The sequence below is a fragment of the Rhabdobacter roseus genome (assembly GCF_014202275.1).
In the GTDB taxonomy this organism is placed as follows: Bacteria; Bacteroidota; Bacteroidia; order Cytophagales; family Spirosomataceae; genus Rhabdobacter; species Rhabdobacter roseus.
Genome location: NZ_JACHGF010000023.1, coordinates 1 through 6,901 on the forward strand (window position 1 = coordinate 1; position 6,901 = coordinate 6,901).

At 40.0% G+C, this 6,901-nt stretch carries 4 protein-coding genes and 4 pseudogenes; 5 read left to right on the plus strand and 3 right to left on the minus strand.

Annotated features, from left to right (window positions below; translation table 11 throughout):
- Positions 1-460 precede the first annotated feature (460 nt).
- Positions 461-635: pseudogene (locus HNQ92_RS28845) on the minus strand (nucleotidyl transferase family protein); the annotation flags it as partial.
- A gap of 759 nt (positions 636-1,394) precedes the next feature.
- On the opposite strand from HNQ92_RS28845, the pseudogene HNQ92_RS28850 reads away from it, so the two are divergent.
- The 4 genes and pseudogenes from HNQ92_RS28850 (at position 1,395) to HNQ92_RS28425 (ending at position 3,907) form a co-directional block, all read left to right on the plus strand.
- Positions 1,395-2,320, plus strand: a pseudogene (locus HNQ92_RS28850) (serine hydrolase domain-containing protein).
- Between the two features lie 278 nt (positions 2,321-2,598).
- Positions 2,599-2,991, plus strand: coding sequence for a DUF1801 domain-containing protein (locus HNQ92_RS28415; RefSeq protein ID WP_184180244.1), 393 nt, complete (start codon positions 2,599-2,601; stop codon positions 2,989-2,991).
- A 1-nt stretch (position 2,992) separates the two neighbouring features.
- Positions 2,993-3,370 carry a DUF2200 domain-containing protein gene (locus HNQ92_RS28420; protein ID WP_184180247.1) on the plus strand — a complete coding sequence of 126 codons (378 nt, stop codon included), beginning with the start codon at positions 2,993-2,995 and terminating at the stop codon, positions 3,368-3,370.
- Between the two features lie 126 nt (positions 3,371-3,496).
- Positions 3,497-3,907, plus strand: coding sequence for a RidA family protein (locus HNQ92_RS28425; protein WP_184180250.1), 411 nt, complete (start codon positions 3,497-3,499; stop codon positions 3,905-3,907).
- A gap of 445 nt (positions 3,908-4,352) precedes the next feature.
- Here HNQ92_RS28425 and HNQ92_RS28855 read toward each other — a convergent pair.
- A pseudogene (locus HNQ92_RS28855) lies at positions 4,353-4,481 on the minus strand (pantetheine-phosphate adenylyltransferase); the annotation flags it as partial.
- A gap of 636 nt (positions 4,482-5,117) precedes the next feature.
- Here HNQ92_RS28855 and HNQ92_RS28430 point away from each other — a divergent pair.
- Positions 5,118-5,561, plus strand: a complete 444-nt coding sequence (locus HNQ92_RS28430; RefSeq protein WP_184180259.1) for a nuclear transport factor 2 family protein — start codon at positions 5,118-5,120, stop codon at positions 5,559-5,561.
- A gap of 276 nt (positions 5,562-5,837) precedes the next feature.
- On the opposite strand, the pseudogene HNQ92_RS28860 reads toward HNQ92_RS28430, so the two are convergent.
- Positions 5,838-6,086, minus strand: a pseudogene (locus HNQ92_RS28860) (hypothetical protein); the annotation flags it as partial.
- Between the last annotated feature and the right edge of the window lie 815 nt (positions 6,087-6,901).

A 6,901-nucleotide genomic window follows, 5' to 3' on the forward strand; every position in this document is an offset into this window, starting at 1 on the left:
TATTAAACTTAGTGATTTTTAGTCACTTAAACAAATGAAAATCAACTGTTTAAAAAAAATATTTAACAAATACTGACACTCCAGGCAGAAAAAAAACTATCTTGATACAAGAGTTGTGCAACAGGCACAGCAGCTTGGCAAAAGGCGGGCTGACGTGCAAATTTCGACCTTTGTGCTTCTAATGAACTTTAGTAATAAATTGAAACTTTGTGCTCCGAAACCCGCCCGAACTCAAAGCCCGAAAACGTTAGCCCATAAGCTACCTTGGACTAGAAATTGCACTCCTATATATTTGAATATGGGGGTAGCTCTAAGGTACTTCACAAACCTAATTCACTCGTCCATCAATCAAACTACCTAACTCCAATGGTAGCAATAGGTACTTGACATTTCTTCAATCCTCTCAACAATACAAAGTACTTACGGGCACCAATCAAAGCACGGCCACGCTAAAGTACCCCTACACCCCGATTTTACTTAGTGAATAAGGCAGGAACTCGTCGACGTTTTGGCCGTAGCGGTGCAGGTCGCGGATGATGCTGGAGCTGATGGGGTGAGGTAATCAGGAAGACCGTCTCGCTCTCTTCGTAGACGTAGCGGTTGAGCTGAGAGATGCCGTTTTCGTACGCGAAGTCACCGCGTACGCTCACCGCCCTGGAGGTGCACCAGCAGAGCCTACGCAATGCGCAGGCGGTTTTTGGGCCGTTGCTGGGGTGAGGGTAGCTTGGAATCAATCAGGACTTGCTTGTTTCCCTTCAAATTTGCAAGTCTATTCAACTATCAATCAGGGTATCCTATTTCCACACGACCATACGGGATAGAGACCGTAGGATAAAATTTTCCTTTTCCTCCCCAAAGGAAAATGCCTGGGCGTTACGCTTTTGGTGGGGCAAATGGTATATTTGATACGCAGCCGTAGGTACTTTTGCTTTTCGTCTTTGCGCTACTACTAGTTACAAACTTATCAAAAGCAGTTTTAGCGTTTGTAAACGATGGCAAAAGGCTGCGGCTAAAGCTGATATACATGAAGCTAGGTTCGTATATACAAACATTAAAAGTAAGTGCGCGGATCTCGGTAAGACTAGAGCATTTTCCGTATTAACATCGCAATGCTAGAATGAACAAACTATTGTTAAATTTGAATCATCGAGATATTCTTGCATCAAAGAAATGGATATTGGGAAACGTTAGCGGAAATTAAAAACAACGAAATGAAGAAAACATTATTTATTATACTATTACTCATTGTCTCTTGCAAATCACAAAACAATGATACGTCTGAATCAAAATCAGCTGAATTAGTACAATTCCAAATAAAGGTAGATTCAATCTTAAATGAAAGTATAGATCCAAACAAACCTGGATTAGCAATATTAATCGCTTATGATGGGAAGATGTTGATAGGAAAAGGTTATGGTGTAAGGAATTTAGAAACAAAAGAACCGATAACCAAATCAACAAATATGGAAATGGCCTCTGTGAGCAAACAGTTTACGGCTTTAGCAATTTTAAGCCTTGTCAATGATGGAAAAATCTCTTTGGACGATACCGTCTTTAAATACCTACCTTTCAAAACTTTTAAGAACATAACTATCAAACAACTAATTAATCATACATCAGGAATTGAGGATGCGGAAGATTATTTTGGCACATATTGGGATTCTACTAAAATTGCAACTAATTATGATGTTTTAAAATGGTATTCAGCAGAAAATCGGAATAAAAATATCAGCGGTCAAATTTTTGAATACAATAACGGAGCTTATGAAGTACTTCCTTTGATTATAGAAAAAGTAAGTAAAAAAAATATGAAGATTATATAAAAGAAAATATATTTAAGAAAGCAGGAATGACCAGGACAATTGTGTTTAATTTAAATAGTCCTGCTGATATTGATGAAAGAGCTTTTTATTACCATAAAGACAGTTTAGGTAAATGGAATAAAATGGATGTCCATCCATTGACTGGGCTTTTAGGAGCTGGAGGTGTCTATACGAGTATTGATGATTATTTTAATTATGACAATGCTTTAAGAAATAATTCAATTTTTTCTAACGAAATACATCAGTTAATATTTAAGTCAAGTACATCCGCACGACCATTAAAACCTGATATGTTTTACGCCATGGGCTGGTTTGTAAACGACAGTATAGCAGAACATTCTGGAGGGTGGTTTGGAGTGAATACCTATACAAAAAGGTATTTAAAACTACCGTTGACAATTGCTTTTTTTGCAAATACTGATGACTTTTTGAAAAAAGATCTTGTCTCAAAGATAGACTCCTTGGCGTTTAAATTTGTAAATGATAACTACCGCTAACAGCACTCGCCTGATAGAATCCGGTTTTTGAAAAACAGAGCCTTGAGTATAACGCAACGGCGGACTTTAACATAAAAAGAATTCCGGTATAGCCCTCAAGTGCAAAAAAGGGGCACCAATAACAGCGCACAAGCGCAATTTGGGTATTTAGGAAGGTAAAATGTTTCGGTTTCTTTGCAACTTCGTCTTAGGCTACAAGATCTCGGCTCCCAGGTCTGCCACGGCGCAGTTACGCAAAGCGTTATAGCCTATGGTAGACGACCACAACGAAAAGCAATATGTCCGAAGAAATTAAATTATATAACAGCCAACAGACGGCAACAAACAAAGAAATCTGCGACCTTCTTGCAATGACAATTGGGAGCGAATTGACCGAAGCAGAAAGTAAAATTTGGCACGCTCACCCAGTTTGGTTTTTGGATGACAACCCGACTGTTGGATACAGTAAACAGAAAAAAGGAATAAGATTGATGTTTTGGAGCGGTGCGGACTTTGACGAAGAAAAGTTAAACGTCAAAGGACAGAAATTTAAAGACGTCTCTATCTTTTATAACAGCGTGACAGAAGTAAACACAAAGGATTTAATTCGTTGGCTTAAAAAATCAAGAGAAATCCAATGGGACTATAAAAACCTAATTAAAAGAAAAGGGAAATTAGAAAGACTTAAATGATATGCAAACAACACCTGAACATAACGATCGAATGGCAAAAATAACTTTTGCTTCTGTTTATCCTCACTATGTTACGAAAGTAGAGCGAAAAGGCAGGACAAAAGAAGAATTGGGCCAAGTGATTGAATGGCTAACCGGTTTTGACCAAAAGAAAATCAAAGAACTGCTTGAACAAAACGCAACTTTTGAAATTTTTTTTCAGACGGCTAAACTGAACCCAAATGCAAATCTCATAACAGGTGTTATTTGTGGTTACAGAATAGAAGAAATTGAAAATCCTTTAACCCGACAAGTTCGCTACCTTGACAAATTGGTGGACGAATTAGCAAAAGGGAAAAAGATGGATAAAATATTAAGAACAGCAAACTCGAAGCTTTGAACTATTTTTCAAGTTTAGTGCTTGTTAACAGTTTTTTGCCGCTTCGGCGAACCGATCCGAAACCCGCCCGAAACCGTTAGCAGTCATAGTAGGACGACCAACCCGTAACGAATAAACAACAGAAAAATGAACGACAAAACACAACATCTCAACCCTGACGGACTTTTTAAAAATCCTGCATTTTCGCAAGTTGTACTAACTCAAGGAAATGGAAAAACAATTTATGTTGGTGGACAAGACGCAGTAAACGCACAAGGCGAAGTGGTGGGTAAAGGCGACATTGCCGAGCAGACAGAACAGGTGATGAAGAATTTGCAAACAGCGCTATCTGCGTGTGGAGCAACTTTTGAAAACCTTGTAAAATTGTCAATTTATCTTGTTCAAGGGCAAGATTTGCATCTTGGATTTCAGATTTCACAAAAGTATTTAGGCAATCTGATAAATCCACCTGCCATTTCAGTGCTTATTGTTGCAGGTTTGGCGAACCCTGACTTTTTGATTGAGATCGACGCAACTGCATTTATTCCAGAAATGTGAAAACGCAAGAGAAAAAAGTTGGATTAACTACAGAAATTGGTTGGCAATTTAGACTAAGGAACAAACCTATTCACTCGTTAACAAAATCAAATCCCAAACTCAAGTTCTTACAGCAGAACCAAGTACTTAGACGTTTCTTGAATCCTCTCAATAGGGTTTTCTTATAAATAAAAGTAACACTGAAAGGGTGCCATGCCTTTAGTAATAATAGAAATTCAAGACGATCAGAACTCCGAATGGGGTGACATCATGCACGACGGCCACCCCATTCGGGGTTTCAATCCAAGTATTTTGAACACTGCCATAAGCCTATCATGCCTTCGGCATTTTTATAAGAAAGTCCTGATCCTATCAAAGACGCAAAGTACCTATTGCCACCAATCAAAGCACGGCAACCTAAAGTGCCCCTTATATCCCCAATTTTACTCAACGAATTAGGCAGGAACTAGTCGACGTTTTGACTGTAGCGGTGCAGGTCGCGGATGATGCTGGAACTGATGGGGGCCAGGTGCGGCGAGGTGATCAGGAAGACCGTCTCGATCTCTTCGTAGACGTAGCGGTTGACGCCAGCTACTTTAGGTACTTTTTAAATCGATCAGTAAGGATATTTATTCAACCCAACTACGCGGAATAGGAGCCTTAGTGTAAAATTATCCTTTTCCTGCACAAAGGAAAATGGTTGGGCGTTACGCTTTTGGTGGGGTAGATGGTATATTTGATACCCAGCTGCAGGTACTTCTACTTATTGCTTTTTCGCTACTACCAGTTACAAAAGTATAAGAGATAGTTGTAGTCATCTGCAAACGATGGTAGAGGCTCAGCTATGCCGGATATACATGAAACGGGGGACAAGTGTTAGATCTATACAGATTGTTGTACGTAATAGTGCAGATTTACCAAACTTATTGATAAGTGAATTATTGATACGTGAATTAGTTCGTAAAGCTTCCCCGCGCGGCGTCCGCTCCTGGAAGGAGGGATTGAGGGAGCGGACGCCGCGCGGGTGTAAAGGAGATAACACTACCAGTTATTGTAGAAAATCTTTACAGAGTTACTCACTCATCAATAAGTTATCATTTTGTATTTTTCACTCCTGGGAGTAAAATACAAAGCAAGGGATTATGAAGTACTTTGCCGTCGATGCGGGGTGCTACAACATTATACACGAACCGTTAGCTTACATTAAAACAAAACAATAATGACAAACAAAATGCTCAATTTAATAAAATATGGAATAGTGTCAATTCTGATTCTTTCCGGAATTAATGTAAATGCTCAACATCAAAGCAGTAAATCAGAAATCGAAAAAATTACTGAAACACTGATGAATTACATTGATGGAACAGCGAATGGTGAACCTGATAAAGTAAGAAAAGCTTTCCATCCTGATTTCAATTTATATTTGGTAACAAAAGAGGATAGCCTACGAATTTGGAAAGGGAAAGACTATATTGGAGGCATTGAACAAGGAAAGAAATCTAATCGAATTGGGCGAATAATATCTATTGATTTCGAAAATGACGCTGCAATTGCAAAAGCCGAAATTTTGGTTCCCAATTGGAGAGTGTTCATAGACTATTTTTTATTACTCAAATATGAAGGCTCGTGGAAGATAGTTCACAAAAGCTATACCTGGAGAGAAATACCGAAATGACGACCATGCACTAATGCCACCCCCTACGGGGTTTCGATCATGCTAGTTTGAATAACGCTATAATCCTATCGTACCTCTTCGGTATTTTAATTAGCAAGCCCTGATTCAGAAGGCTAGCTTATAATCAGCATTGAACTGTAAATCAAACTTCTATCATTTAAATAAGGGAAATCCATAAGGTATCCCACCAAGCTAACCAATCGTCCATAAATCAAATCCTCAAACCTCTCCACTTCTTACAGTAGAAGTAAGTACTTGACGTTTCTTCAACCTCAGCTATACAAAGTACCTACGGGCACCAAACAAAGGATGGCAACGTAAAGTACCCCCTACACCCCCCGTTTTACTCAGCGAATAAGGTAGAAATTCGTCGACGTGTAGGCCGTAGCGGTGCAGGTCGCGGATGATGCTGGAGCTGATGGGGGCCAGGTGGGGCGAGGTGATCAGGAAGACGGTCTCGATCTCTTCGTAGACGTAGCGGTTGACCTGCGAGGTTCCGTTTTTGTACGCGAAGTCGGCGACATCAACTCTCGCCGGCTAGTCAGCGGGCTGAAGGCCCTGGGCTTGCGGCCGCACGTGGTGCTGGAGCCGTGCATCGAGGCCAAGTCGCCGCGTACGCTCACCGCCCTGGAGGCGCACCAGCAGAGCCTACGCAACTCCCAGGCGGTTTTTGGGCCGTTGCTGGGGTGAGGAGTAGTTTAGGGATACATATAAGGCGCTGGTAAAGCTGTATCTTTGGTCACTAAAAAAATGAGCGCCTGAATAGTTTATTTCGGATAGCCTTTTCCTCCCAAAAGGAAAAGGCCTGGGCGTTACGTTATTTGCGGAGGGAGTGGTATCTTTGAGTACGAAGGGCATTGGTACTTTTTATGGATATTTCTACTTACTCAAAAGTCACAAAAGCATCAAAACCATTTGTAGTCGTTTGTAAACGCTTGCAAATGGTTCGGCTATAACGGATATAAACGAAACTAGGTAGGTATACTGCGTATATACAAATGTTGTGGCAACCTTAGAAATCCGGACAGTAAACAACAAATTGACAAGAAATGAACTTTAAAGGTGGAACAATAATTATTGGCTCGTTGCTCTGGGACAAGACACCAATCAGACATAAGTGGCGAACACTTAGCTTAAATGACATCTCGACAAAGACACCTGTTAAAGTGAAAATTCGTTACGGACGACAATCGCAATCAAGACAGAATACCTATTCAATGATTTTTTCTAATCATCCGACAACAGAATGTACTAGCCCCCTAAAAACCTGGAACTGGATTCTACTAATTAAACCCCTTAAATTAGTAGGATTATGTCAAGGAGAAAATTTTCAGTCGAAG

Bases quoted from the DNA above. Each gene is read 5' to 3' on its own strand.
- HNQ92_RS28415 (WP_184180244.1), top strand. From the start codon at position 2,599: ATGTCCGAAGAAATTAAATTATATAACAGCCAACAGACGGCAACAAAC.
- HNQ92_RS28420 (WP_184180247.1), top strand. From the start codon at position 2,993: ATGCAAACAACACCTGAACATAACGATCGAATGGCAAAAATAACTTTT.
- HNQ92_RS28425 (WP_184180250.1), top strand. From the start codon at position 3,497: ATGAACGACAAAACACAACATCTCAACCCTGACGGACTTTTTAAAAAT.
- HNQ92_RS28430 (WP_184180259.1), top strand. From the start codon at position 5,118: ATGCTCAATTTAATAAAATATGGAATAGTGTCAATTCTGATTCTTTCC.